Consider the following 22934-nt stretch of genomic DNA (forward strand, 5'->3'; position numbering starts at 1 on the left):
TTTAGTATGTATACACTGTAACAAGGAAAAATTGTTTTTTCAACCCCTTTATGAAAAAAACTCTGCCAAATTTTCTTGGCAGAGTCATTTTGGGCTATTTTTGATCTTTTTCAAGCTCTCGCAACACATGAGGAAGCTCTGGAATAATGAGTTTGGTCATGGCTAACCGAACTGCTCCGGTAGAGCCTGGTGTGGCAAAAACGGCTTTTTGGTTAATCACCCCTGCCGTCGCTCTAGATAAGATAGCGGCTGATCCAATATCTTCTGTATAGCTCAGCATGCGAAAAATTTCTCCAAAGCCCGGCAGCTCTTTTGAGAAAAGAGGTGTAATGGATTCAATCGTGACGTCCCTTGCTGCAATACCAGTTCCCCCGTTTAACAAGACGGCATCAATCTTCGCTTCACTTGTTCCTTCTAAAACGGCGTCTTGAATCGCTCCAATGTGATCTTTCACAATATCGTATGCAAGAATAAGATGCCCTTGTTCTTTGAGCAAATCAATCATCAGACGGCCGCTTTTATCTGTTTCTTTTGTCCTTGTATCACTGACGGTAATGACTTTTACATGAAGCCTCGTTTTCGCTTCGCGTTTATGTTCTTGGGCGCTCATCTCTTCACACCGCTCCTTTCATATTGCCTCACATTATAGCATGCTGATTTCAATAGAAAAAAGCCCTTTTCCGCTGAGGAAAAGAGCTTCAAAAGGATGTTACGCTAAACGCATAACGTCTCTTGCAATCATGACTTCTTCGTTCGTTGGAATCACGATGACTTTTACAGGAGAGTGAGGGTAGCTGATGAATGCTTCTTCGCCTCTCATGTTGTTAAGAGATGGATCCCAGTATACGCCCATGAATTCTAGACCACGAAGTACACGTGCTCTCACTTCTGAGCTGTTTTCACCGATTCCAGCTGTGAAGATGATGGCATCTACACCATTCATTCTGGCTGCATAAGAACCGATGTATTTATGAATACGGCTTGCAAAAATATCTAGTGCTACTTCTGCACGGTCGTTTCCTTCTTCTGTCGCTTCTTCGATATCACGAAGATCACTTGAAAGACCAGACACACCTAAAAGACCACTCTTCTTATTCAAAGTAGAAAGTACTTCTTCAGCTGTATGTCCTGTTTTCTCCATAATAAATGGAATAAGGGCAGGGTCAATGTTACCTGAACGTGTTCCCATTGCAACACCCGCAAGTGGTGTGAAGCCCATTGACGTATCGATTGATTTTCCGCCTTCAACTGCTGCGATACTTGCACCATTTCCAAGGTGGCAAGAAATCAAACGAAGCTCTTCAAGAGGACGACCTAATAGCTCTGCTGCACGCTCTGTTACGAACTTATGGCTTGTCCCGTGGAATCCGTATTTACGAATACCAAAGTTTTTGTAGTAGTCGTACGGAAGGCTGTATAGGTAAGACTGCTCTGGCATTGTTTGGTGGAACGCTGTATCGAACACAGCAATCGCTGGTACGTCAGGCAGAATTTGTTTGAATGCTTTGATTCCTACAACGTTTGCAGGGTTGTGAAGTGGTGCAAGCTCTGAAAGCTGATCAATGTCATTGATGACTTCATCTGTTAAAACAACAGAATCGCTGAATTTTTCTCCGCCGTGAACGACGCGGTGTCCTACGCCATCAATTTCATTAAAGTCTTTGATGATGTTAAATTCAATTAGTTTTTCAAGTAGCATTTTAACCGCTACTGCATGATCTGGAATATCTGTGACTTCTGTTTTCTTTTCTCCATCTACAGAAATCGTGAAGATACTGTTGTCCATTCCGATTCTTTCAACAAGACCTTTTGTTAAAACGGTTTCTTCTGGCATGTCGAACAATTGGAATTTAAGAGATGAGCTTCCTGCGTTGATTGCAATAATTTTGGACATTACTGTCGCTCCTTTTACTCAGTTGTTATATAAGGTTTCACGTTTTTTCGGTGCTATATTCAACCTGTTTGAACGGGTCTTTTATAGTTTAACGATAAGTCCGAAAAATATCTGACTTTTTCATTTAAACATTGAAAACTTTGCATTTCAAGTACACCTTCGAACTGTTACCGCTTACATCAATAAGTCGTTATTTTCTGAATAATAAAATAGCCAGACATCACTCTGGCTATTCTTTCGTTTCTTTTTTTTCTATAAACCATTGGTCTAATTTTCTCATGACGCCAACCATTGCTTCCTTCTGTGAGAAAGATGGCAGATTGGCAAATAGCATACGTTTCGGTGCTTCGAGCCCCTCTTTTTTCTTTTGCATCACAAATAAGCTTTTGGCGTGCTTTTTGTCTTTGAACATAGAGACTGGCAGCTGAATTAACGCATTCATATATGCATGTTCTTTGATGAAATCCTTTAATTGTACGCTTTCTTTTCCTTCAAACAAATCGTTTGGAATGATGAAGAATAAGAAGCCGCCTTCTTTCGTGTAACGAAGACTTTGCTCAATGAATAAATAATGCGCAAAGGAATGACCTTCTTTTGCCTTTAATTCATAGTCTTTAGCGCGCTCATCATTTGGATAATACCCGACAGGAAGACTGCATACAGCAACATCTGCAGGTGAGATAAGAAGCGGCTCAAGGCTGTCCTGGTGGAAAAGCTCTACTTCTTTTTCTTCTAAGTTCGCTTGTGCCCACGCAATTTTAATGAGCACGTCATCAATTTCAGAGGCAAAACCACGTGTTGTTTCTGCTGTTACATTGTTGAGGACCGCAAGCAGTAAATTCCCTGTTCCTGCTGCTGGATCAAAGACAACCAGCTCTTTTTGTCCTTCTAAAAATTTATTGACCAAATAGCTGACAAACAGACCAATTGTATCAGGTGTCATCTGACGGTTTGGATGTGAAATATCCTTTTGTCCTTTTAATACGGCGAGCTGAAACGCTTTACGAATCTGCTCATGATCATAAGAGGCGAAATCTGCTTTCTCTATTAAATCTTTTAATAAACCGTTTCGATCATTTGCCTGGAAAAAGGCTTCTCCTGCTTCTGCCAATGCTTCAATATAGGAAATGTTCTGTTCCTTTTTTAAACGAATTGAAGCTGTATCGAGCAGCTCAAAAATCGTACTCACTTGATCTTTCTGCAATGCTTTTCTCTCCTCGCTTTGTTAAAAGCTAGATGTTCTCATTGAAAAGAGCCCCAGTATGAAGCCGGAGCTCTTGTCGATGCTGCTTTTATAACAGTGATTTCGCAGCCTCAATGGCTTTTTCATAATTTGGATGATTGGTTGCTTCGCTTACGTACTCAGTGTAAACCACTTTTCCGCTTGGGTCTAATACGAAGACCGCACGCGCCAATAAACGCAATTCTTTCATATATAAACCAAACGCTTCACCAAATGACATATCTCTATGATCAGATAATGTTTCGACATTTTCAATTCCGTTTGCTCCGCACCAGCGTGCTTGTGCAAATGGTAGGTCTGCACTAATGGTATAGATATTGACCGGACCTAAACCGGCTGCCTCTTCATTGAAACGTCTTGTTTGTGCGTCACACACACCTGTATCAATAGAAGGAATCACTGAGATAATCGTCACTTTTCCTGTTAAATCAGAAAGTGAAACTTCCCCTAGTGAGTTCGTTAATACCGTGAAATCTGGAGCCTGCTCGCCTACTTTCACTTCATTTCCTACAAGCGTTACTGGGCTCCCTTTAAATGTGATCGATGCCAAAACAATTCCTCCCTTATCAAATGTATGGTTCTATCATAGTAGAGAAAGCAAAAAACTGCAAAGCCTAATCGTCCATTTTGAAAAAAAAGTTAACTGCAGGGCAGCTAACTTTTTAAAGGTCTATGTCATCTAGTTTTCGTTCTTTGTGACGATGCTCCCGTTCATCCTTCTTAAACATGTGCTGAAGACGTTCAATTGCTTGAGGAGCAGAATCCAATATTTTATCGAGCAGATGTGTGTGTTCATCCAAATGAAGCATTCTAACGCCATTTGTTCCCACAATTAAAAAGGCGATTGGTGTAATCGATACTCCCCCACCGCTTCCGCCTCCAAATGGGAGTCTCGGTTCTTTTCGTTCTTGTTCATCAGACCGTTTTTCTTTCTTTTGGTTACCGTTGAATTCACTGCCGCCGGCTGCAAATCCAAAACCAACCTTTGACACAGTGAGAATGACACTGCCGTCAGGGGTTTCGACTGGATCGCCGATGATCGTGTTCACATCAATCATTTCTTTTAAGTTTTCCATCGCTGTCTTCATCAGACCTTGGATTGGATGATCTGCCATTTTCGGGTTCCTCCTTAAACAGATGATTCATTCTTCGTTGCTTGAAGAGAGGCATTTTTTCTCGCCTTTCTCCCTTTTAACCAATGGACAAGTAATCGAATGGCTGCAAGCATAGCATGTCCAATCCGAAAATAAGCTATACATGCAAAGTGTGTCTGTGACACATTGTGCTGAAAAGCGGGAATCACTTCATAGACGGGTTTGTGCTTAAAGGTGAGGTGCTCCTGCATAAAGGCAAGAAGTGCTCCTTTGACTGACCACACACCACCGGCTGCTACACCTGTTAAAGCTGCGTCATGAAAACCAATCCATGTGGACCAGTGAAATGAGACGATTTTTATATGAATGAAAAACTTTCGCATGATCCGGTTTAGATCGACAATTTCTTTTGTAATACGCTCCATTTGATGAAGGATTTCCTTTACATCACGTTTTCCCACTTTTTTATGCATGGTTTCTTTTTCTTGACTCGGCGTTTTGGTGCTGGCCATTTTCTTTTCACGAATATCAATCGTTTGATCTTCCGTATTCACTTTCACCATCGGAATGTCTTTCTTCAGTCTGACGATTCCATATAAGGTGATGATCTTCACCGCAATATGGTCATTGTCATTTGCATGTGAATAGTCCAGTGAAATGGTCACTTTCATAAAGATCAATAAAATCACAAGGAACAAAAAAGCGGCAATCCAAACGTACAGCACTGTGCTCACTTCCTCCATAACAAATGATGCTTCCTCTACGATTATGGCTCTCCTTCTGGATTTTATACCCAATCACACAAAAAAGAGTTTGACCGGTACCCGGCCAAACTCTCTTTGATTATGCGTTTGATTCTGTTTTTTCATATAAATGTTCATGAACAACCACCGTATCTGCAAAGTAGTCATGAACCCCTTGCTTTTTCGGCGTGAACCCAACCACAGCATAGAGAACAAAAAGCGTATTAATATATCGCCCCACAATTTCTCTAAAGAAAATGACATCCCATGACAGCTTCTTCTCCGGCTGAAGTGAGACGACTTTGATTCCAAACACCATCTTTCCAAGTGTTTGTTGGAAAATCTTCGTCATGATCGCAAAATAAAGCAGAAAGACAATTGTGGTTGTGACGGAAAATGGGGAAAACCAGCCTCCCCCTTTTGACCAGCCAAAGAGACTAAAGATTGGAGAAACTGTCAAATGGTTAACACCCCATACGACGAGCCAATCTAGGATAAATGCCCAAAATCTAATCCAGAAACCTGCAAAGGCTTGCGCTTCAATTGAAGTGCGCTTCGCAAGAGTCGGCCTTGATTCTCCCTCTTGGCTGCGACTTTCCGTTACTTCATCGAATGTAGAATCCATCTATGATCCCTCCTTTATTTTGAATAGAGATACATCGGTTTAGACCCATTTGAGCCAGCCAGTGTTTCTTTTAAGTTCAGAAAATCAATTTCGCTTTTAAAGAGCTTGCTTGCACTCATATTGAAAAGAGAGTTCCAGCCAAAGCTTTGTGAATAGCTGATTACTGTTGCTCCTTTTAAGCCTTTTTCATTTTTCTTCATTGCTTTTAGTGCATCTTCATAGTACCCAAGCTCATCCACTAATCCGTTCGATTTCGCCTGTGTTCCGTCATATACTCGGCCGTCAGCAATTTTCTTGACGTCCTGCTTAGACATGCCGCGTCCTTCTGAGATGACTTTCACAAAGCCTTCATAAGAGTTGTCAACCATGCTTTGCATGATGTCGCGCTCATCTTTTGTCATATCACGATTTGGGGACATGATGTCTTTGAATTTTCCACTTTTAATGGTTTCATATTTGATGCCTAAATTATCTGCCAGCTTTGCATAATTCAAGCTTTGCATGATGACCCCTAGAGACCCTGTTAACGTTTCAGGTGAAGCAAAGATTTTTTTCGCTGGAGTGGATACATAATAGCCGCCAGAAGCCGCCATTGAACCCATAGAAACATAAATTGGTTTCTTCGCTTTCTTTACTTCTTCTAATTTTTTATGTATTTCAGCACTTTCATAGACACCGCCGCCAGGAGAGTTGACGCGCAGCAAGACACCTTTCACAGACGCATCGTCTTTTGCTTTATCTAATTCTTTTAAGAACGCACGATGATCATATGCTTCCCCGCCTAGAAGGCTGGATGCACCGCCGTTATCTTGAATCGTGCCATTAATCTCAAGTACAGCAATTTTACTCGCTCCGCTGCCATCCTCTAGTACCTTTTCTTCGATTTCGTCCCCGAATTGATAGCTCATCTTATTATCATTGAAGCTTTCATACAAGGCCGTCGTGATACTAATCACAATCGAAAAGCCAAAAACACCAAGTGCAATGATTAAGGCTACCCATCTTTTCGCATTCATTTCTTTCTCCTCCTTTTTGTCTCACTTCGTTCATACGAATACACACATGAAATGTTTCACAGGAACTGTGGTTTTTTTACATTTCATTTCAACATATGATAGCACCGATGTGAAATGACGATCAACTTTACATCTTCTATCATTTGCTCATCATGACGAAAAATTGGTTATTTTATCCTCTCCCTATATCTAATAGCTCAGACCATCTTCACAACGAAACGCCCAGACCTCTCTTTCTTCCAAAATGAGCTATTAAATTATGCTCAAAGTCAGCGTCGTCTAATCACTTACAATGACTCATTTCTTAAATGGAAGCCTCTATCATGATGAAGCGTCTTTCTAATATTTTTACTTTCATATGAAAAAAGTGTAAAATGTGAACAAGGGTTTTTATGTAAGCCCTTTACTACTCGAAATCTATTTTTGACAACAAAGGGGAGAACGTCAATGACAGACAATCGTCGCAATGTATTTTTCTTTTACAAAAAAGATCATGAATTGGATGGACACATTTCTTCTCTGGAGAAGCTCGCTACCGATCAAGGCTTTCACGTCGTAAAGCGTGCAGAAGATGCCCATATCATTGCTTCAATTGGTGGAGATGGTACATTTCTTCAAGCGGTTCGCAAAACGAACTTCCGGGATGACTGCTTGTATGTAGGGGTATCAAAAACAGAGAATTCGCACCTATACTGCGATTTTTCGTTAGAACATTTTGATCAAATGATTGATGCCATGAACACTGAACAAATTGAAGTGAGAAAATATCCGATCATCGATGTAAGCGTTGACAGTACAAACCAGTTCCATTGCTTAAACGAACTGTCGATCCGCTCTAGCATCATTAAAACATTTGTCATCGATGTGTATATAGATGATTTCCATTTTGAAACCTTTAGAGGCGACGGGATGATTATTTCCACTCCGACCGGTTCAACGGCCTACAATAAATCTGTAAACGGCGCCGTGGTGGATCCGATGCTTCCGTGTATGCAAGTAACCGAGCTGGCATCGCTGAATAACAACTCATACCGTACACTTGGAGCTCCTTTCATTTTAAGCAGTGACCGCAAGCTGACACTAAAGGTTGTTCAGGACGGTAACGACCATCCGATTATCGGTCTTGATAACGAAGCGCTAGGTACAAAACATGTCAAACAAATTGATATTGGCCTTTCTGGTAAAGTGATCAAAACGGTCAAATTAAAAGATAACTCCTATTGGGAAAAAGTAAAACGCAGATTCCTTTAATCAAAAAGCTCCTTTAAGGGGCTTTTGTTTTCTTTTCAGCGTGATAGAAAACCTTTGAAGTCTAGGAAGAGTGAGCACCGGAACGGAGCGAATTTGACATTCGTGAGTACCGGAGCGCAAATCTGACACCGAATGCGAGGGTTTGTCTACACGCTGAAAGCTCCTTTACGGGGCTTTTTTTCATGCCTTTTCATTCAAGGTCATGGTGTCTTTGAAAAGATATGGTATGATGTCACAAGTATACATGTACGAAAAGGAGAACACGATGCCATTACAACATTTTGATCAATATCCATTAAGCGATGAATTGAAACAAGCGCTAGAAGCGCTTCATTTCCATACACCTACACCCGTCCAGCACGAGACATTATCCGTTGCTTTTTCAAAGCAGGACCTCATTGTCAAATCTCAGACAGGCAGTGGCAAAACAGCAGCCTACGGTCTGCCAATTTGTGAAATGGTGGATTGGGCTGAGAATAAACCTCAAGCCCTCATCCTCGTCCCAACAAGAGAACTTGCCATGCAGGTCAAACAGGATCTGACCAGCCTCGGACGATTTAAACGAATCAAAGCGGCCGCCATTTACGGGAAAGCTCCATTTCAAGCACAAAAAATAGAGCTTGCACAAAAGAACCACATTGTGTGCGGAACGCCAGGACGAATATTGGATCACCTTGAAAAAGGGACACTTTCTTTAGACAATCTGTCATTTTTCGTGTTAGATGAAGCAGACGAAATGCTGAACATGGGATTTATTGATCAAGTCTCTTCTATTATTCAGCATCTGCCGCCAAAGCGGATGTCGATGTTATTTTCAGCGACGATGTCTGATGAAATGAAGGATTTGAGTGAGCAGTTTTTACAATCGCCAAAAGTGATAGAGATTGCTCGGGAGGAAACGACGAAGCAGCAAATCACCCACACGTTGATTGAAACCGAGGAAGAAGGCAAGTTTTCATTACTTCAACGAACGATTGTCATTGAAAATCCAGATAGCTGTATCATTTTTTGCAATACGCAGGAGCGAGTGAATGAGCTGACGATGAAGCTGGATGAGTGGGATGTTCCTTGCGATAAGATTCATGGCGGGATGAGGCAGGAAGATCGCTTTGCCGTCATGGATGAATTCAAAAACGGGGAATTCCGTTATTTGATCGCAACAGATATTGCAGCCCGAGGAATTGATGTCAGTGATATGACACATGTCATTCATTACGACTTGCCATATGAAAAAGAACGCTATATTCATCGGACCGGAAGAACTGGCAGAGCGGGTAAAAGCGGAAAAACGATTGCGTTTATGACAAGGCACGGGCAGCCGCTCATTGAAGAATTAAAAGAGGAAGCTGGTATTCATTTTCAAATTCAGCCTTATCCTACAAAAGAAGAAGCAGAACAGCATGTGGCAAACTTTGAAGAAAAAATTGAAACACCGATTCAAAAGGAAAATAAGCAGGCCGGCATAGAGAAAGATATTATGAAGCTGTATTTTAACGGCGGGAAGAAAAAGAAACTCCGGGCAGTTGATTTCGTTGGAACGATCGCCAAAATAGACGGCGTTGCGTTTGATGACATTGGGATTATTACCATTCAGGAAACAAAAACATATGTAGATATTTTAAATGGCAAAGGCCCTCTTGTGCTAAAAGCCATGCGCCACACAACGATTAAAGGCAAGCAGTTAAAAGTACATGAAGCACGTGCATAAAAAGTGAAGGCTAAGCGCCTTTACTTTTTTATTTAAAATAAAATAAGCTTACAATCCTTGAACCATCAGCCTTTCCCGCGTCCAACATGACAAATGTCATATTGAATACATGATGGGTGCTACTATGAGCATGACACCTTTCCTTCTATACTTTGAAGTAGAAAGAAACGGAAAGGACTTGAACGTTCATGACGACTTCAACAAACACACAGCAGCAAGCCACTTTAAGAAAACAAGTTGGCCAATTCTCTGGTGCTAATTCGAAAAAAAGTATCATTCAACTCTTTAATACATTCATTCCATTTTTGGGGCTTTGGTTTCTTGCCTATTATAGCCTGAACATCTCCTACCTTTTAACCCTCTTCTTTGCGGTGATTGCAGCTGGTTTTTTAGTACGTGTCTTTATTATTTTTCACGACTGCTGCCATCAATCCTTTTTTAAACAGAAGCCGCTGAATCACCTGTTCGGTTTTGTAACGGGCGTACTCACCCTTTTCCCTTATCTTCAATGGCAAAGAGATCATTCAATTCACCATGCCACAAGCAGTAATCTAGACAAACGAGGTACTGGCGACATTTGGCTACTGACAGTCAAAGAATATCAAGAGGCATCAGCTTGGACGAAATTTCGCTACAGATTTTACCGTAATCCTTTTGTGATGTTTATTTTAGGACCGATCTTTGTTTTTCTCTTAAAAAACCGTTTCAACGTCAAAAATGCTCGTAAAAAAGAGCGCTGGAACACGTATTTCACAAACGTGAGCATCATTGCGCTAGCAACTGCAACGTGTCTTCTTTTTGGCTGGCAGGAGTTCCTGCTTGTCCAAGGTCCAATCTTCTTGATCTCAGGATCAATCGGTGTATGGCTGTTTTACGTGCAGCATACATTTGAAGATTCTTACTTTGAAGCAGATGAACATTGGAATTATGTGCAGGCAGCTGTAGAAGGCAGTTCTTTTTACAAATTGCCAAAGCTTCTTCAGTGGTTAACAGGCAATATTGGTTACCATCATGTCCATCATTTAAGCCCGAGGGTACCGAATTATCACTTGGAGCATGCACATGATCATAGTGAGCCGCTTCAAAATGTGCCAACCATCACTTTAAAAACAAGTATCGAATCAATGAAATTTAGACTTTGGGATGAAGAAACGAAAGCATTCGTTACCTTTAAAGAAGCACGGCAATCTAAGAAGATGCCCGCACCTGTCATTAAAGGAGACATTCTGAAGAAGAATGCATAATTGGCGCAAGCTCTTTCTTACAATAGAAGGAGCTTGTTGTATTTGCAGGATGCAGTCACCTGTTCAATTTGATAAAGTAGTGAAAAAGACTGAAAAAATGAAAAAGGTGAATCACGGATGAAAAAACAACTTAAAATTCAAAAACTGCATGGGATTTCCCCATATATTTGGGCGATTTTTTTCATCCTGCCCTTTTATTTTATCTTTAAGACCCCTTCGACTTTAAGCATTGTGATCGGCATTATCTTAAACGTCGTTTTTTTTGCGGTCTACCGTTTTGCCTTTGTCTCAAAGGGCTGGTCGTTATATGTATTCGGCCTTCTATTAATCGCCATTTCGACTGGTTATGTGATGCTCTATAGCTACATTTATTTTGCTTTTTGTATCGCCTATTTCAACGGGCATATCAAAAGAAAAGTCCCTTTCTATATCTTATACTATATTCATCTAGGGAGCGCTGCCGTAGCGGTGAATTTTAGCCTGATCTTAAAAAAGGGCTGGTTTCTCACACAAATTCCGTTTGTCGTGATTACACTGATCAGCGCCATCCTCCTCCCTCTTAGCATTCGAAGCAGGAAGGAACGTGAACGGCTAGAAGAGAAATTAGAATATGCCAATGAACGGATCGCCGATCTTGTCAAACTTGAAGAAAGACAGCGAATTGCTCGCGATCTGCATGACACACTTGGACAAAAACTCTCTCTCATTGGATTAAAGAGTGACCTTGCCCGTAAGCTCGTGTATAAAGATCCTGAACAGGCTCGTGCCGAACTAAAGAGTGTTCAGCAGACAGCTAGAACGTCTCTAAATGAAGTGCGGAAAATTGTTTCTTCCATGAAAGGTATTCGGATCAAAGATGAGATATTGAATATCAAGCAAATCCTTGAAGCCGCCGATATTGACATGATTTATGATGAAAAGGAAGCGCCGAAACACATCTCTCTTCTGAACGAAAACATTGTGAGCATGTGCATCAAAGAGGCCGTGACGAATGTCGTCAAACATAGCGACGCCACTGTCTGTCAAATCACCATTCATCAAAAGTCAAAGGAAGCTGTCATTACAGTTGAGGATAACGGCACATTTAAAGGCGGTGATCCATCCTCTCAAACGAAGGGACATGGCCTTTTAGGGATTAGAGAAAGATTGGAATTTGCAAATGGACGCCTGCACATTGAGACAAAAAACGGGACGAAGCTGATCATGAGCATTCCAAATGATTCAGCAGCGAAAGATAAGGAGGAAATAAAATGATTAACATCTTTATCGCAGAGGATCAGCAAATGCTGCTCGGTGCTCTTGGATCGCTTCTCGATTTAGAAGACGATATGACGGTTGTTGGAAAAGGCACAAACGGCCAGGACGCCATAGATTTTGCTAAAAAACACCCGGTCGACATTTGTTTAATGGATATTGAGATGCCAGGAAAATCTGGGCTCGATGCCGCTGAAGAACTCAAAAAGTCTGATGTGAAGATCATCATTTTAACTACCTTTGCCCGTTCTGGCTATTTTCAAAGAGCGCTGAAAGCTGGCGTTAGCGGCTACATGCTGAAAGACAGCCCAAGCGAGGATTTGGCAAGTGCCATCCGCAGCGTGATGAAAGGGAAAAAGGTGTACGCCCCTGAATTAATGGAAGACTTGTATTGCGACGAAAATCCTTTAACTGAACGAGAAAAGTCGGTTCTAGAACTCGTCGCAGACGGAAAAAACACAAAAGAAATCGCCAAGGAACTCAGCATAAAAAGCGGCACTGTCCGAAACTACATATCCGTTATTTTAGATAAACTAGAAGTCAAAAACCGAATTGAAGCCATCACTCGTTCCAAAGAAAAAGGCTGGTTTAAATAAGAAAAAAGATCAGGTCAGACACTGCCTTGATCTTTTTTTCTTTCTATCCGAATTCCTCTATCCACTGCTAAAATATCATTGACAACAAACCTCACATCTATGGTATGATATCTGAGTGATAATAATTATCATTATCACTCATACAACCAAATACACGGCTTATGTGCCGATTTCAAAGGAGTCTACATTCATGAAGAAAATATTGTTCCCTCTGATGCTCATCTTCGTACTTGCGTTGAGCGCATGTGGCAATAGCAGCAACTCTTCCTCAAATAAGGGAAAAAATCAATCAACGTCAGACACGATTACATATCAATCTGAAAATGGACCTGTGAAGTTGCCAGCAAATCCAAAACGTGTTGTTGTTCTCGCCTCTTATACAGGAAATGTCTTGTCACTTGGTGTGAACCTTGTGGGTGTTGACTCTTGGTCAAAAAAGAATCCACGTTTCAAAAAGAAATTAAAAAATGTGGAAGAAGTATCAGATGAAAATGTAGAAAAAATCATGAAGCTAAAGCCTGATGTCATCATTGGTTTAAGCGGTGCAAAAAATGTAGAAAAACTAAAAAAAATCGCCCCAACTGTTTTATTCACGTATAACAAAGTCGATTACCTTCAGCAGCATATTGAAATTGGAAAAGTCTTAAACAAAGAAAAAGAAGCAAAAGCATGGGTCAAGGATTTCAAACAGCGTGCAGCTGAAGCTGGCAAAGAAATCAAAGCAAAAATCGGTGAAGATGCAACCGTATCTGTCTTTGAAAGCGGCACAAAAGATCTTTACGTCTTTGGAGATGCATGGGGACGCGGAACAGAAATCCTCTACCAAGCAATGAAACTAAAAATGCCTGAAAAAGTAAAAGAAAAAGCATTAAAAGCTGGTTATTATGCGGTATCACAAGAGGTCATCCCTGAATTTGCCGGAGACTATATGATCATTAGCAAAAACAGCGAAATGGACAATTCCTATCAAAACAGTGAAATCTATAAGTCCATTCCTGCTGTGAAAAAACATCGTGTGTATGAAGCAAATGCGGAAGAGTTTTACTTTAATGACCCACTCACACTTGAATATCAATTATCATTCTTTAAAAAGCACTTTTTAGGTAAATAAACCGAAGCAAGGGATCTCTTCCCTTGCTTTTTTACTGTCTGCTTCTAGCGGGAGTGCCTGTTTTCCGCTACAATGATGTACAAGTAATTCAAAAAGTGTGGTGCTCGTTTTGTTTAAAATTTTGCTGATTGAGGATGATACAACCCTCTTCCAAGAAATCAAAGAACGTTTAGTCAACTGGTCTTATGATGTGTATGGGATCAACAATTTTCAACAGGTCATGCAGGAGTTCACTTCCATCCAGCCTGATTTAGTCATTATTGATATTCAGCTGCCAAAGTACGATGGCTTTCATTGGTGCCGGATGATTCGGCATCATTCTAATGTGCCCATCATCTTTCTTTCATCTCGTGATCATCCTGCTGATATGGTCATGTCGATGCAGCTTGGAGCTGATGATTTTGTACAAAAGCCCTTTCACTTTGACGTTCTCATCGCCAAAGTAAGTGCTGTTCTTCGCCGAGTCCATGATTATAATGCGGAACCAGCCAACTTAAAAGTCTGGTGCGGCGCTACCCTTGATCTCGAAAATAATACAGTGACAAATGAAAACGGTGAGGTTGAATTAACAAAAAATGAGTTTTTTATTCTAAAAGAATTGATTCAGCATAAAAATCATATCGTCAAAAGGGAATCTCTCATCCAAGCTTTATGGGACGATGAACGATTCGTGAGTGACAATACACTCACTGTAAACGTCAACCGCCTTAGAAAAAAACTAGACGAAATCTCCCTTGGCGCCTTCATTGAAACAAAGGTGGGTCAAGGTTATCTTGCAAAAGAAAAGGATGATCAATGATGCTGCAAGCATTTCTAAAAGAACGAAGAAGCTGGATCTTGTTCTTTCTTAGTTTGCAGCTTCTCATTCTCTTTGTTGCATATTTGGATACAACGATTCCACTGGCTTCTCTTTTTTATATCGTGCTTTTGTCTACATTACTCTTCATTGTTTTTCTTTTTTTTCGTTACCGGAAAGAAACTGCTTATTACATGCAACTGAAAGAATGGGATGAAAATATAGACCATCAAATGCGTCTCAAACCCTCTTCCCCCTTTGAACAAATTGTACAGGAGGCAGCGTCAGAGCAAATTGACCGATACCGCCAGATGACGGCTAAGCAAAAGACTGCGCTGGAAGAAGAAAAAGATGAACTGCTCTCATGGATACATGAGGTGAAAACGCCGCTTACGGCGATGCACTTAATGATTGACCGCATAACAGAACAGCCGCTCAAATCAAATATGACATATGAATGGCTTAGAATACATTTACTCCTTGATGCACAGCTGCATCAAAGCAGGATCCAACATATTGAAAATGATTTATTTATTGAAAAACTGGATCTCCAAAACATGCTAACGAAAGAAATCAAAGCGCTCCAATCGTGGTGTATGCAAAAAGGAATTGGCTTTGACCTTTTATTAGAAGAGCGAGATGTATTAAGTGATACAAAATGGTTATCCTTTATGATCAGACAAGTGCTGACAAACGCCGTCAAGTACAGCCAATCATCTGACATTATCATCGAAAGCAAACAAATGAACGAACAAGTGGTGCTCACCATCACAGATCAAGGCAGAGGAATTGACCCAAGAGACGTGTCCCGTATTTTTGAAAAAGGCTTTACCTCCACAAGACATCACAATGACACGGCCTCCACAGGCATGGGGCTCTATTTAACAAAAAAGGGAGCTGACGCTCTTCATATCACGATCGAGGTCAACTCCACATTAGATCAAGGGACCACTTTTACCTTTATCTTTCCGAAAAAGAATGATTTTGTGCATATTGCGAGCATGTGAACATGCAGTTCAAGAAACCCAATCTCTTCATTCAACGATGCATTGAAGAGATTGGGTTATTTTATACAGCCATATCACGCTACTTCACGGCATATTTCTCCTAGCTGTTTCCTTCTATAAATACTCATTAGCAGCCCGACTGACATCATTTCTAGAAGAATATGAGATCCCCCATAGCTCATAAAAGGCATGGAAACTCCTGATATAGGCAATAATCCAAAGTTTGTGAAAATACTTAAGATAAATTTTGCTGCAAATGTGGTTGCCAAACCAATCATTAATATTTTGCCATAAGCAGATTGAACTCGTTTCGCTGTATGAACTACTCTATAAATCAAAGTCACAAACAACATAAGAACGGCCAATCCTGCAAACCATCCGAATGAATAAATGATATACGTCAACATCCAATCAGTGTGAACATCATACAATGCGTACGGATTTATTTGAAAACCATTTGAGCTAAATTCATGAAGTGAGTATTGGTAAAAGTGGGCCATATCAACTTGATACAGAGAAAATAATTGAACAATGAGATAGACAATACCTGCTGCTGTAAACGGAATAAGCTGTCTCATTCTTGCATGAGATACATACATCATCGTTATGCATATGACCATAAAGGTGATGGTTGCAGAAAGAGATCCGACTATATGTAATAAAATAATGGGTAAAGTGACAATCGCTAACCCTAGCCAGGACTTGAAACCATTCTTCCAATTCCAAGATTGATAAATGCCAGCTAACGAAATAATCATCAGAAATGGAAAAATTTCAGTCAGATTGATCGATCCATTATTTAAGCTTAAAAAGAGAATACCGTTCACTCTTGTCCCAATCATCATTGTAAGAATCAGCATTCCAATCGTTCCTATGTATAAATGCCATGAATAGGGTAAAAAGCGCCGATAATCAAAAGCAAACAGTCCAAGCATCAACGCAAGACCAAATACATAGTAAATGAGACTTTTATAAAAGATATTCGTGTCTTGAAAATGAAGTAAATGAGAATGAAACTGAAAATAATACATTACAAACAGCCCAAATAAACAAGTAGCTAATACAAGAAGTATCGTTTTAAAGTCAACTTGAGTTTTGTGTGTTTCATGAAGCTGCATTCCGAGTATGGCTGCATCTCCAATTTGATCGAGCGCTTGATCTACCGCCTCTTCTTCTGACATGCCCGCACTGACCGCTTCCTCTTTCAGCGTGTATAAATGATCACGAAGCTCAAGCTTTATACTTGCATGTACGTCTTTATTTTTGATTCGTTTACACACATTTTTGATATATTGTTCAAACTTTTTCTCTAGTCCCATACGACTTTCTCCCCGTTCAAAACGCCATCTACTGCATCTTTAAACACAGTCCATTCTTCTTTCTTTTCCTTCATAAACGCTTTGCCTTGTTCATTAATCCGATAATACTTCCTTTTTCGATTGCCATTCCCTTCGCCCCAGTAAGACACAATAAATCCTTTCCCCTCCAAAGTGTGCAAAATAGGATATATCGTCCCCTCTTTAAAGCTAAAAATTCCTTCGGATTTCGACTCCAATTCCTTAATCATTTCATATCCATACATCGGCTTTTCATTTAACAAGCTTAAAATAAGGGTAGCAGTACTCCCCTTTAGAAGCTCTTTACTCACTTTCATCCATCGTCACCTCTAATACATAGATTTACTATGCATATATTTGATATGCATATCTTACATGAAATCAAATACTCTGTAAAGGTTCATCAGAAAAAAACAAGAAATTTGATACATCATAGCGAAAAACAGATAAAATAATTGAATAACAATCTGAATTCTACATAAGGCTTTGACATATGAAACAAGCATGTGACAACAATGTCACATGCTCGTCTGTTTTGTTCGCCAAATCGCAGGAAGTCTGATCGGCTTCTTTTTATACTAGAGATATCAATTAAATAAAAAAGGGGTTCGACAGATGAACATTTTAGAAGCTCGCAAGTTATATAAAAGCTATGGAAATAAATTCAATAAACAAGAGGTGCTGAAAGGCATTGATTTGACGATAGAAGCTGGAGAATTTGTCAGCATCATGGGGCCATCAGGTTCGGGGAAAACGACCCTTTTGAACGTATTGTCATCGATTGATCATGTGTCCAGCGGATCGATTCGGATCGCAGATGCAGATATGACGCAAATGAAAGATCAGCAGCTCGCTGAATTTAGAAAGAAACAGCTTGGCTTTGTTTTTCAGGATTACAACTTACTTGATACACTCACGGTTAAAGAGAACATCCTCTTGCCATTATCCATCTCCAAAACGCCTAAAAAAGAAGCTTTTGAACGCTTTCAACAGCTTGCAGAGGATATGGGGATTTATGAACTAAGAGACAAATATCCAAATGAACTGTCTGGTGGACAAAAGCAACGGACATCTGCGGTACGTGCCTTTATTCATGAACCAAGCCTTATTTTTGCTGATGAACCAACTGGAGCACTTGATTCCAAATCTGCTTCTGACTTACTGAACAAGCTGCAAGAATTCAATCACAAGCGCAAAGCAACCATTGTCATGGTGACGCATGACCCTGTTGCAGCCAGTTATTCAAGACGAGTGATTTTTATCAAAGATGGACAGATCTATACACAATTGAATAAAGGCGCTCTAGAGAGAAAGATGTTTTTCGAGGATATTATGAAAACGCAAGGTGTTTTAGGCGGTGTGAAGCATGAACATTAATCAGCTCGTCTTCCGCAATCTGAAGAAAAACTTAAAAAATTACTATTTATACGTGTTTGCACTTGTATTTAGTGTGGCGCTCTACTTTTCTTTTGTCACCTTGCAGTACTCACCAGCACTTGATGATGTAAAGGGGTCCATTAAGGGCGGTGCGTCGATTAAAGCCGCTTCAGTACTACTCATTGCCATTGTTGGAATCTTCCTGTTATATGCGAACAGCATTTTTATTAAACGAAGAGGGAGAGAAATAGGTCTCCTGCAGCTCATTGGCATGACGAAACAAAAAATTGCCAAACTACTCAATGCAGAAAACTTTATCCTATATGTGGTCTCCATGGCTATTGGTATCATAGCTGGATTTATCGGTTCAAAACTCATGCTGATGGTGCTATTTAAAGTAACCGGCGTGAACGCCATCGCCAACCTGCATTTTTCAGGCATGGCCCTTTTGCAGACACTGATCGTCTTTTTCGTCATCTATGGATTAATTATGTTAAGAAATCGATGGTTTATTAATAGACAGACGATTTTATCTTTATTTAGAACCACGTCTTCTACAGAACAGCGTGTGAAAAAAATCTCTGTGTTTGAAATCATCATTGGGGTTCTAGGCATTGCATTCATCAGCTCAGGCTATTATATTTCTTCTCAGCTTTTTACCGGCACATATACGTCCATGCTTGCGTTACTTTTAGCGATGATTTATATTCTAGCCTCTGTCATTATCGGTACCTTTCTTTTCTATAAAGGCTCTGTTTCGTTCATTGCCAATATCGTACGCAAACGAAAAAATGGCTATCTCGCCATTCATGAAGTCCTGTCTCTGTCATCTATTATGTTCCGGTTAAAATCAAACGCACTGCTTTTAACGATTATTACAACGGTATCTGCGCTTGCCATCGGGTTGTTATCTTTAAGCTACATTTCCTATTACTCAGCAGAAAAAACCGCTGAACAACAGATCCCTTCACATTTCGTCATGGGATCTGAGAAAGAAGCCAACACCTTTACTCGTGCACTTTCTGACAAACATATTGCGTATGAAACAAAGCAGTTCAAGGTCATTCAAGCGAAGTTTGACGCAAAAAAGATCATGGATTCAGAGATTAAAAATATGAATAATGATCCAGGTGTCTTAACTCTACCTGTGATCAGTGAGAAAAACGCACCAAATATTCATGTGAAAAGCAACGAAGTCATCTTAAGCGGCTACAGTGATTTATTGAAGAAATTCATGCCGATTCAAAGTTCAGGTGATGTGAAACTACTTATTAAGAAACCCCTTGATTTAAAGGTCATTGATATGAAGAAAGATTACCTCATTTCTTACAACTTTACGTTTGGTGGTCTACCTGTTGCTGTCGTCAGTCAAAGTGTCTTTGATCAGCTTGACCAGCAGAAAGATCCTAAACTTCAGATTGAGAATAATCAATATCACGCAGTCAATATAAAAGATGATCAAAACCTTGAACAAGCGAATGATGTGTTTACTTCTTTAAAACTAGGTGACAACAGCATGTCTCAATTGGCTACCACTCAGCAACAAAAACAAACCATCGGACTGATGATGTTTATAGTCGGATTTTTAGGTCTCAGCTTCCTTGTCACATCAGGCTGTATTTTATACTTTAAGCAGATGAATGAAAGTGAAGAAGAACAAAGCTCTTACACGATCTTGCGTAAGCTTGGTTTTACTGAGAAGGATCTATTAAAAGGTATTCGGCTCAAACAGCTATTTAACTTTGGGATTCCGCTCGTTGTCGGGTTGCTTCACAGCTACTTTGCAGTACAGTCAGGCTGGTTTTTCTTCGGCGGTGAACTGTGGACACCAATGCTCATCGTCATGTCGATTTATACGGTGCTATATTCTATCTTCGGATTCCTATCTGTCCAGTATTACAAAAAAGTCATTAAAGAATCCTTGTAATCTCATCCCCATAGGCAGCTGCCTATGGGGATTGTTTGTTTATGATGGCGTTGATTCAAACTTGTGCGATAAAATATGATCTCTTGCCGCATAAGCTTTTTGTTTGATCTCTTCTAAGTTCACTCCAACTAGCTTCCCATTTTGTTTCACTGCTTTTCCAGCCACATAGACAGAATCAACATTTGAAGGGTGTGCCGTTTGCACAACTGCCCCAGCTGGATCTGTCATCGGAAGAAGATTCATGCTTGTCCGATCGATCAAGATAAAATCAGCTTCTTTTCCAGGTGTGAGCGAGCCGATTTTGTCATCAAGCTTCAAGGCACGAGCCCCGTTTATTGTGGCTGCTTCAAGCATTTGCTGTGCAGACAATCCAAGTTCAGGCCCTGGCATCGTCCCTTCCATCAATAAAGATTGATTTTGAATCGCTCGTTCCGCCTGTAGTCCGAATTTCATTTGAGCAAACAAATCTCCGCCTGTCGCTGTCACCACATCTACACCAAGCGTTGGCAGAACGCCGTTTTCAATGGCGAGCCCTGTGACAGGATATCCGTGTCCCATCATCATTTCAATCTCAGGTGTAATCGAGATGGAGCTTCCGCTGTCAGCTAACATCTTCATTTGATCTGCATCAATTGCATTGATATGCACCATATTCAAATCAGGCCCGAGCAGCCCTGCTTGATGAAGTCGCTCAATCGATCGATCCGCTGCTCCCCAATTTCCAAAGCCAATGTGCATACTGCATAATGCATCTAGTGATCTCGCTGTTTCAATTTCAAAAACGGTCGTCTCCCATGAAGAAAATTCAGGTCCACGAATGGCAAGTCCCATCGTCAACAGCTGATCCGATGATTGAAAATGTTTTTGTTTCACGCGGGCTGCGTCTTCCATATTCGTGAGCGTACTCTCTCTGTCCCAATACGCTGCATCTCCAGAGGTACCAAAACCAAAGACCGCTCGAATACCCGCATCTTTTAAACCTCCAATGAGTTCTTCTGTATGATCCATAGAATTGATCATCGTCCAGTCGAAAAACGTGGTCACTCCTGCATCTAATGCCTCTAATGCGCCTAAATAATTAGCAATTCGATCATCTGATGGACGTCTCATCGCCCCATAGTTGCCATAATAAATTTTGCTCAAATACGTTTGCAAAGACCAATCTGTTCCGATCCCCCGTATGACAGACTGCCACACATGACGATGGGTATCCACAAGCCCTGGCATGATGACCATGTCAGACGCATCCACAACATCAGCACCGCTTGCTTCAATCGAAGGTCCGACTTCTACAATATGTGCCCCTTCAATTAATAGATCTCCCTTCTCCAGAAAACCTAAAGATGGATCAAGTGTGATAAGAGCCGCATCTTTAAACAATGTTTTCTTCATCCATATCCCCCTTTTCAAATAAAGAGAATGAGTCACTCACCCTCTCTGTCATTTTAAGACATAACAGGTTCAAATTAGAAGAAAAGTGACTCAAGGAATGTGGTTTTATGAGCTGATATTCCGAAAATAGTTGTATATCCGTTTTAATTTCACGTCATGCTTCCCTTTTGGACTTTCCATCATGCCAAATTCAAAGAACTTCACCGGTTTAATCCCGACATATTGTAAAAGAGCTCGTTTCATTAACACCTTGTGGGCATTCTGCAAAAAGAAGAAAGGGTAGTGGGTCGGTCCTTGCATTGTCGATACACATACAGCCCTCTTTCCTTTTAACAAGCCTTCTGGAAGCAGACCGCCAGTTTGACGGTAAGCAAAATTCGCTGCAAACATGCGATCAATAAAACCAAGCAACATAGCTGGCGGCCTACCCCACCAAATCGGATAAACAAACACGATGTTGTCTGCCCATTTGATTTTCTCTTGATATTCTTGAATCTCAGGGTCCTTATGCATATCACGTCTTTTTTTCTCTTCATTAAAAATAAGTACAGGATCAAATTTGTCTTGGTATAAATCTATGATTCTCACTTCTTGAACGTTTGGATTTTCTTCACTGCCCTTTAGGATTTCTTTAAAAAAAGCACCATTTAAACTATTGTGATGAGGGTGAGTATAAATAATGAGTACATTCATGGCTTATCTCCTTTAGTTATCATTTGATAACAAAAAGCATACACCTATCTTTTTTAGTTGTCAAATGATAATTGTTTTTTGATAATAAATTTGGTATGGTACGTAGGAGGTGAAACAGGATGAAAAACCCACATTTTTTCAAAGAGTTTGTCACATTTGCTTCTACTTTTTCTGAGCTGAAACATGCTATGATGAGCAAGATCAAACCATCTGATCTAACCACTCTACAATATTTGATTCTGGAGCAGTTAGCCGTCAGTGAGCCGCTAACACCTAGCGAAATCGCCGATTGTCAGCACATGTCTCTTCCGAATGTCAGCAGAGAATTGAAAAAGCTTCACGAAAAACAATTCATTGATAGACAAGAAGATAAAGATGACAAGCGAAAACATGTCATTATGCTGTCTAAAAAAGGCCGCGAGTGTATGGACAAAGCATTTCAACAAATTGAATCCATGCTCATGGACAGCCTTTCTTCCTCTGACCGAAATCAAATGGATGATATCGTACAAGCTCTCCGTCTATTAAATCAAACCATCTTCAAAAAATGATCGAATGAAAAAAGCATGAGCGTATCGCTCATGCAAATGATTTTTGAACACATTAGTAAAGAGATGCTAAAAGAT

Annotated in this window: 23 protein-coding genes; 11 read left to right on the forward strand and 12 right to left on the reverse strand. The window is 40.4% G+C overall.

The genetic code is table 11. The annotated features are described in order from the left end of the window. Positions 1-94: 94 nt before the first annotated feature. The 8 genes from NST09_RS13425 to sppA all read right to left on the reverse strand — a co-directional run bounded on the left by NST09_RS13425 (position 95) and on the right by sppA (position 6615). Positions 95-610 carry a molybdenum cofactor biosynthesis protein B gene (locus NST09_RS13425; protein WP_046526486.1) on the reverse strand — a complete coding sequence of 172 codons (516 nt, stop codon included), beginning with the start codon at positions 608-610 and terminating at the stop codon, positions 95-97. Between the two features lie 99 nt (positions 611-709). Next, a complete protein-coding gene (locus tag NST09_RS13430; protein ID WP_007501728.1) occupies positions 710-1894 on the reverse strand; it encodes an acetate kinase in 1185 nt (394 codons plus the stop codon). Positions 1895-2123: 229 nt separating this feature from the next. Continuing rightward, positions 2124-3098: a class I SAM-dependent methyltransferase gene (locus NST09_RS13435; protein WP_081114412.1), complete on the reverse strand. Its 975-nt coding sequence runs from the start codon at positions 3096-3098 to the stop codon at positions 2124-2126. Between the two features lie 88 nt (positions 3099-3186). Continuing rightward, a complete protein-coding gene (tpx, locus tag NST09_RS13440; RefSeq protein ID WP_007501731.1) occupies positions 3187-3687 on the reverse strand; it encodes a thiol peroxidase in 501 nt (166 codons plus the stop codon). Positions 3688-3799: 112 nt separating this feature from the next. Beyond that, positions 3800-4252: a GerW family sporulation protein gene (ytfJ, locus tag NST09_RS13445; protein WP_007501733.1), complete on the reverse strand. Its 453-nt coding sequence runs from the start codon at positions 4250-4252 to the stop codon at positions 3800-3802. 14 nt (positions 4253-4266) lie between these two features. After that, positions 4267-4974, reverse strand: coding sequence for a DUF2953 domain-containing protein (locus tag NST09_RS13450; protein ID WP_017367840.1), 708 nt, complete (start codon positions 4972-4974; stop codon positions 4267-4269). Between the two features lie 100 nt (positions 4975-5074). Continuing rightward, positions 5075-5599, reverse strand: coding sequence for an RDD family protein (locus tag NST09_RS13455; protein WP_007501737.1), 525 nt, complete (start codon positions 5597-5599; stop codon positions 5075-5077). 14 nt (positions 5600-5613) lie between these two features. Next, positions 5614-6615 carry a signal peptide peptidase SppA gene (gene sppA / locus NST09_RS13460; protein ID WP_007501739.1) on the reverse strand — a complete coding sequence of 334 codons (1002 nt, stop codon included), beginning with the start codon at positions 6613-6615 and terminating at the stop codon, positions 5614-5616. A 447-nt stretch (positions 6616-7062) separates the two neighbouring features. On the opposite strand from sppA, the gene NST09_RS13465 reads away from it, so the two are divergent. The 8 genes from NST09_RS13465 to NST09_RS13500 all read left to right on the forward strand — a co-directional run bounded on the left by NST09_RS13465 (position 7063) and on the right by NST09_RS13500 (position 15582). Then, positions 7063-7866 carry an NAD kinase gene (locus NST09_RS13465; protein ID WP_017358281.1) on the forward strand — a complete coding sequence of 268 codons (804 nt, stop codon included), beginning with the start codon at positions 7063-7065 and terminating at the stop codon, positions 7864-7866. Between the two features lie 265 nt (positions 7867-8131). Continuing rightward, positions 8132-9574 (forward strand): DEAD/DEAH box helicase, encoded by a 1443-nt coding sequence (locus NST09_RS13470; RefSeq protein WP_048001846.1) that lies wholly within the window; start codon positions 8132-8134, stop codon positions 9572-9574. Between the two features lie 188 nt (positions 9575-9762). Further along, positions 9763-10818, forward strand: coding sequence for a fatty acid desaturase (locus tag NST09_RS13475; protein ID WP_007501745.1), 1056 nt, complete (start codon positions 9763-9765; stop codon positions 10816-10818). A gap of 117 nt (positions 10819-10935) precedes the next feature. Beyond that, a complete protein-coding gene (locus NST09_RS13480) occupies positions 10936-12072 on the forward strand; it encodes a sensor histidine kinase (protein WP_144610551.1) in 1137 nt (378 codons plus the stop codon). Further along, positions 12069-12668 carry a response regulator transcription factor gene (locus NST09_RS13485; RefSeq protein WP_017358285.1) on the forward strand — a complete coding sequence of 200 codons (600 nt, stop codon included), beginning with the start codon at positions 12069-12071 and terminating at the stop codon, positions 12666-12668. The genes NST09_RS13480 and NST09_RS13485 overlap by 4 nt, the downstream gene beginning before the upstream one ends. Before the next feature lie 190 nt (positions 12669-12858). Beyond that, the gene (locus tag NST09_RS13490; RefSeq protein ID WP_046344205.1) at positions 12859-13779 is read left to right on the forward strand and encodes an iron-hydroxamate ABC transporter substrate-binding protein; all 921 of its coding nucleotides are present in this window, start codon (positions 12859-12861) and stop codon (positions 13777-13779) included. A gap of 109 nt (positions 13780-13888) precedes the next feature. Continuing rightward, positions 13889-14578, forward strand: a complete 690-nt coding sequence (locus tag NST09_RS13495) for a response regulator transcription factor (RefSeq protein ID WP_047945292.1) — start codon at positions 13889-13891, stop codon at positions 14576-14578. Continuing rightward, on the forward strand, positions 14578-15582 hold the full coding sequence (locus NST09_RS13500; RefSeq protein WP_019743716.1) for a sensor histidine kinase: 1005 nt from the start codon (positions 14578-14580) through the stop codon (positions 15580-15582). Before NST09_RS13495 ends, NST09_RS13500 begins: the two co-directional genes overlap by 1 nt. Before the next feature lie 74 nt (positions 15583-15656). Here the strand turns inward: NST09_RS13500 and NST09_RS13505 are convergent, their stop codons facing one another. After that, the gene (locus NST09_RS13505; protein ID WP_060781283.1) at positions 15657-16901 is read right to left on the reverse strand and encodes an FtsW/RodA/SpoVE family cell cycle protein; all 1245 of its coding nucleotides are present in this window, start codon (positions 16899-16901) and stop codon (positions 15657-15659) included. After that, positions 16892-17236 (reverse strand): PadR family transcriptional regulator, encoded by a 345-nt coding sequence (locus NST09_RS13510; protein ID WP_035391131.1) that lies wholly within the window; start codon positions 17234-17236, stop codon positions 16892-16894. Before NST09_RS13510 ends, NST09_RS13505 begins: the two co-directional genes overlap by 10 nt. A 298-nt stretch (positions 17237-17534) precedes the next feature. On the opposite strand from NST09_RS13510, the gene NST09_RS13515 reads away from it, so the two are divergent. Continuing rightward, on the forward strand, positions 17535-18296 hold the full coding sequence (locus tag NST09_RS13515; RefSeq protein WP_017358290.1) for an ABC transporter ATP-binding protein: 762 nt from the start codon (positions 17535-17537) through the stop codon (positions 18294-18296). Continuing rightward, entirely contained in the window at positions 18286-20223 is a 1938-nt protein-coding gene (locus NST09_RS13520; RefSeq protein WP_008343108.1) for an ABC transporter permease, read from the forward strand. The genes NST09_RS13515 and NST09_RS13520 overlap by 11 nt, the downstream gene beginning before the upstream one ends. A gap of 39 nt (positions 20224-20262) precedes the next feature. On the opposite strand, the gene NST09_RS13525 is transcribed toward NST09_RS13520, so the two are convergent. Next, entirely contained in the window at positions 20263-21615 is a 1353-nt protein-coding gene (locus tag NST09_RS13525) for an amidohydrolase family protein (RefSeq protein ID WP_058213915.1), read from the reverse strand. 105 nt (positions 21616-21720) lie between these two features. Next, positions 21721-22308, reverse strand: a complete 588-nt coding sequence (locus tag NST09_RS13530) for an NAD(P)H-dependent oxidoreductase (protein ID WP_017358293.1) — start codon at positions 22306-22308, stop codon at positions 21721-21723. 119 nt (positions 22309-22427) lie between these two features. Here NST09_RS13530 and NST09_RS13535 point away from each other — a divergent pair, with 119 nt between their 5' ends. Further along, positions 22428-22859 carry a MarR family transcriptional regulator gene (locus NST09_RS13535; RefSeq protein WP_035391122.1) on the forward strand — a complete coding sequence of 144 codons (432 nt, stop codon included), beginning with the start codon at positions 22428-22430 and terminating at the stop codon, positions 22857-22859. Positions 22860-22934: the final 75 nt, after the last annotated feature.

The sequence above is a fragment of the Bacillus sp. FSL W7-1346 genome (genome assembly GCF_038593335.1).
Classification (GTDB): Bacteria; Bacillota; Bacilli; order Bacillales; family Bacillaceae; genus Bacillus; species Bacillus altitudinis.

Excerpts from the sequence above, each read along its gene's own strand:
- NST09_RS13425 (WP_046526486.1), bottom strand. The coding sequence starts at position 610 with ATGAGCGCCCAAGAACATAAACGCGAAGCGAAAACGAGGCTTCATGTA.
- NST09_RS13430 (WP_007501728.1), bottom strand. The coding sequence starts at position 1,894 with ATGTCCAAAATTATTGCAATCAACGCAGGAAGCTCATCTCTTAAATTC.
- ytfJ (WP_007501733.1), bottom strand. The coding sequence starts at position 4,252 with ATGGCAGATCATCCAATCCAAGGTCTGATGAAGACAGCGATGGAAAAC.
- NST09_RS13450 (WP_017367840.1), bottom strand. The coding sequence starts at position 4,974 with ATGGAGGAAGTGAGCACAGTGCTGTACGTTTGGATTGCCGCTTTTTTG.
- NST09_RS13455 (WP_007501737.1), bottom strand. The coding sequence starts at position 5,599 with ATGGATTCTACATTCGATGAAGTAACGGAAAGTCGCAGCCAAGAGGGA.
- sppA (WP_007501739.1), bottom strand. The coding sequence starts at position 6,615 with ATGAATGCGAAAAGATGGGTAGCCTTAATCATTGCACTTGGTGTTTTT.
- NST09_RS13465 (WP_017358281.1), top strand. The coding sequence starts at position 7,063 with ATGACAGACAATCGTCGCAATGTATTTTTCTTTTACAAAAAAGATCAT.
- NST09_RS13470 (WP_048001846.1), top strand. The coding sequence starts at position 8,132 with ATGCCATTACAACATTTTGATCAATATCCATTAAGCGATGAATTGAAA.
- NST09_RS13475 (WP_007501745.1), top strand. The coding sequence starts at position 9,763 with ATGACGACTTCAACAAACACACAGCAGCAAGCCACTTTAAGAAAACAA.
- NST09_RS13480 (WP_144610551.1), top strand. The coding sequence starts at position 10,936 with ATGAAAAAACAACTTAAAATTCAAAAACTGCATGGGATTTCCCCATAT.
- NST09_RS13485 (WP_017358285.1), top strand. The coding sequence starts at position 12,069 with ATGATTAACATCTTTATCGCAGAGGATCAGCAAATGCTGCTCGGTGCT.
- NST09_RS13490 (WP_046344205.1), top strand. The coding sequence starts at position 12,859 with ATGAAGAAAATATTGTTCCCTCTGATGCTCATCTTCGTACTTGCGTTG.
- NST09_RS13500 (WP_019743716.1), top strand. The coding sequence starts at position 14,578 with ATGCTGCAAGCATTTCTAAAAGAACGAAGAAGCTGGATCTTGTTCTTT.
- NST09_RS13505 (WP_060781283.1), bottom strand. The coding sequence starts at position 16,901 with ATGGGACTAGAGAAAAAGTTTGAACAATATATCAAAAATGTGTGTAAA.
- NST09_RS13510 (WP_035391131.1), bottom strand. The coding sequence starts at position 17,236 with ATGAAAGTGAGTAAAGAGCTTCTAAAGGGGAGTACTGCTACCCTTATT.
- NST09_RS13515 (WP_017358290.1), top strand. The coding sequence starts at position 17,535 with ATGAACATTTTAGAAGCTCGCAAGTTATATAAAAGCTATGGAAATAAA.
- NST09_RS13520 (WP_008343108.1), top strand. The coding sequence starts at position 18,286 with ATGAACATTAATCAGCTCGTCTTCCGCAATCTGAAGAAAAACTTAAAA.
- NST09_RS13525 (WP_058213915.1), bottom strand. The coding sequence starts at position 21,615 with ATGAAGAAAACATTGTTTAAAGATGCGGCTCTTATCACACTTGATCCA.
- NST09_RS13530 (WP_017358293.1), bottom strand. The coding sequence starts at position 22,308 with ATGAATGTACTCATTATTTATACTCACCCTCATCACAATAGTTTAAAT.
- NST09_RS13535 (WP_035391122.1), top strand. The coding sequence starts at position 22,428 with ATGAAAAACCCACATTTTTTCAAAGAGTTTGTCACATTTGCTTCTACT.